This is a genomic window from Limnospira sp. PMC 1279.21, assembly GCF_032349615.1.
In the GTDB taxonomy this organism is placed as follows: Bacteria; Cyanobacteriota; Cyanobacteriia; order Cyanobacteriales; family Microcoleaceae; genus Limnospira; species Limnospira fusiformis.
Window position 1 is genome coordinate 1 of the sequence record NZ_JARPLU010000302.1, and the last position, 3,018, is coordinate 3,018.

Below are 3,018 nucleotides of genomic sequence, written 5' to 3' on the forward strand. Positions count from 1 at the left end.
CAGCTACCTGAAAGCGGGGGCACGAAGCCCCCGTGCTTCAGCCGGGGGTGCTGACAGACACCATTAACCATAACTTAAAGACACTTACTTTCCCCTGGTGTATGAATATTCCACTACAGCTTTTACTAGCCTATCAATATTTCCCGATTTTACCCAAAACAGATTGACCCCCTACCTTCCCGGTTCCCTTTCCTGAGTTCTTATGCACCAAACCTAGTTTGTGCCAATATATATCACCAAGGACAGTAGCCCTGTACGGGCGGGTTTACCAATTATCTCGTCCATATAGCCAATAATCGGGAATTTTAATTTTTGCCCAGATAATATTTGGGGGGACGATAGAATCAGGGCGATCGCGTCTTTTTTTGCGTATAGACACAATAACCCCTTGGGTGCGATTTCTTCAATGATACCATAAGCCCTATAATATCGTCAACTTTTTGGCAGATATTTTGGCGAAAATTGCCACAATTGTTAACAGTCTTTGAAAAATCCCATCAATTAATCTGATTAACTCTCCTGCAAAGAAGTTCCGGTAGTGTTTGCTAAAGTTAGGGCATAATGAGCGATCGCCAAACTCAAGCGAGCTTGTTCTACGGGTGAGAGTTCATGCCATTGTTGGGAACCCACTTTTGTCAATATTGATTCTAGGGCGCGATTGTCATTTCCGCGCATAGCATTAACCATAGGACGAGCGAGAACCTGCAAATCTTCCGGGTCCCACTCAGGTAAAATTTGACTAACGCAAAATACAAGCTGTTCACCAAGACTCTGGAAAGTCTTATCCTGAGCAACTGCTTTAGATATTCCCCTAAGTATATTTTCAGGAATGCGAGATAGGAGACTTACCTCGCCATTAAGTGTTAATTTATCAACTAATAATTGATACAGAGAAATCCGCGGCCACCGATTTTCTATATGTTCAAAGAAGACTTGGGATCTTTGAGTTATATCATCGTCACTGAAACAGTGTGACAGAGACAAGTTTAGATCTGCCTCCTCAAAATAGCCATAAGATTCTGTTTGTTCATGGCTCCAGGGATAGGCAGAATTTTCCGAGTCATCTAACAGTAGTGACCAGAAATCCAATGCGGTCTCATCATTGTGGCAATTAAGTTTAGTCATTGAGTAACATCCTTTGTTGACAACATAATCCAAGGTTCGGGATAGGCGGATAATGGATAATTGTTCGGGATGGTATCCCGCACCCATAGCTACAAAACTGAGAGCAGCAATTCCGCAAGTTCTCTGAGGATAAGGATAGAGTTTTACGGGCTATCAATCAAAAATTCCCAAATGCGACCCTGGGAACTGCCAAATTTTAACTTAGTTCCCGATGAAAGTTGTACCTCTTGATGATGAATGCGGTGCCACTGCTGCTTCTGTTCCTCCCAAACTAGAGTACCGTAGCGAGAGAAATCTCGCAGAAAGTAGGTCGGCGGATTGGTGGGAGACCCGTTACCATTGCGACAGAAAATCTCGGCGTGTTGATTAGAAATCCATGATTCATGCCAAACAATATCATTTTGTTCCGATCGCCCTATCTGAACCCGTCCGGCTTCTATTAGCCAGCTTTTTGATGTGACTTCCTCAGTTGTTTGCTGGAGTTTCAGATAGGCGCGGGGGAGACAATATCCTAGCGCCGTGGGTGAGTTGGCGGGTAGTTGGGTGCGAATAGCGTCCTCGGTGGGGGCTAGGAAGCCATTAAACTCAGGGTGCATATATAATATGGGCAGAGTCCAAGCTGGCTGGTTGAATTTGTAGAGGGTCAGCAACTGTTGTCTGGCGATCGCTACAGCCCGATCAATGGGCATCCTTTCTGATAAGGCTCTAGCAAAGGTTTGAATAAAACTGAGGGCTTCGCTGTCCGTAATGGAGTCCCGCATTCCTAAAACCGCTGGGACTCCATGATGGATTAATACTTTAGCCAAGCTGCTGCTGGGAATGGCGGGAAGAGTGATGTTTTGTAGAGTCGATGATAATTCCATGGCTGGGACTGCACTCCAGCAGGCATTAAATACCGCTAGAGTGATACCACAGCGCACTAGAACTTGAGCCAATTCTGTACCATTAATGGTAGTTTGCTCTTGTAGAAATAGTAAACCACCATCAGGACCCGTCAAGCCATGACCTGCATAGAAGATCACGTTATACGGTATCTGACCTAGCTGCTGGGGGGTTTCTAGTTCCGTAATTAGTTGGGCTACACTGGGCTGGATTAGTGTTTTGATGAAACAGGGTAGCCGATCGCTTCTTGATGAGTCAGATCCTGGGTCGGTGGTGTTGGCTAAAACTTCCGCAATTTGTGAGGCTTCCTTTTCTAATTCCAGCCCATGGGAATTTGTGGCTGGTGGGGTTTGACATTGGGGGATGTCGTTATGACCTAAAACTAATAAGATGTTTAGGGCTTGGATTAAGGGGCGATCGCTTAATGGTTGGACATCACAGGTAGTGCGACTAAATAACAGCCTCGGACTTAGGGAGATGGCTGGTTGTCCCGCCTGTGATTGCATAATTTCCCATGGTAGGGGAATTAAATTGGGCGATCGCACATCTAATCGTATTCTCAGCGGACATTTTTGGCCTAGGGCTAGTCCTTGACAACGGTGGAAACTGCTTTGAATTGCTCCCTGAAACAGCCACTGCCATAAATCTATTCCCAATTGTTGCATTAGTCGGCTGCTGTAGCTGGGTTTGGTTTCCAGAGCGGCTGATAATGGTGGTAGACTAAATTGCGGGTCACTCATGGCTGACTCACTCACCGCTAGGGGTAAGCTATCTGGGGAAAACATTTCTAACCAGGCTTGCCATAATTGTGAGAGGGATTCTGGCCATATACAGTCATGGTGGACATAATCGCTGGCATTGACAGAATTAAACACCCAGGTGGCGAAGTGGTTGCCTGTGGGTGAGTTCAAACGAGCGATCGCAATACTTAGGGTCGGACTGATACATTTACGCAACATTTATCCGGCTATTGCCTGACAATGCGACGATAGCACTATTACCCGTTAAGGC

2 protein-coding genes are annotated in these 3,018 nt (G+C 45.8%); both read right to left on the reverse strand.

What is annotated here, in order from left to right; translation table 11 throughout:
• Window positions 1-510: 510 nt before the first annotated feature.
• A complete protein-coding gene (locus tag P5683_RS23815) occupies window positions 511-1,125 on the reverse strand; it encodes a hypothetical protein (protein ID WP_231296466.1) in 615 nt (204 codons plus the stop codon).
• 143 nt (window positions 1,126-1,268) lie between these two features.
• Entirely contained in the window at window positions 1,269-2,966 is a 1,698-nt protein-coding gene (locus P5683_RS23820) for a CHAT domain-containing protein (RefSeq protein WP_006622500.1), read from the reverse strand.
• Between the last annotated feature and the right edge of the window lie 52 nt (window positions 2,967-3,018).

Coding starts and splice junctions, on each gene's coding strand:
- P5683_RS23815 (WP_231296466.1), bottom strand. CDS start 1,125: ATGACTAAACTTAATTGCCACAATGATGAGACCGCATTGGATTTCTGG.
- P5683_RS23820 (WP_006622500.1), bottom strand. CDS start 2,966: ATGTTGCGTAAATGTATCAGTCCGACCCTAAGTATTGCGATCGCTCGT.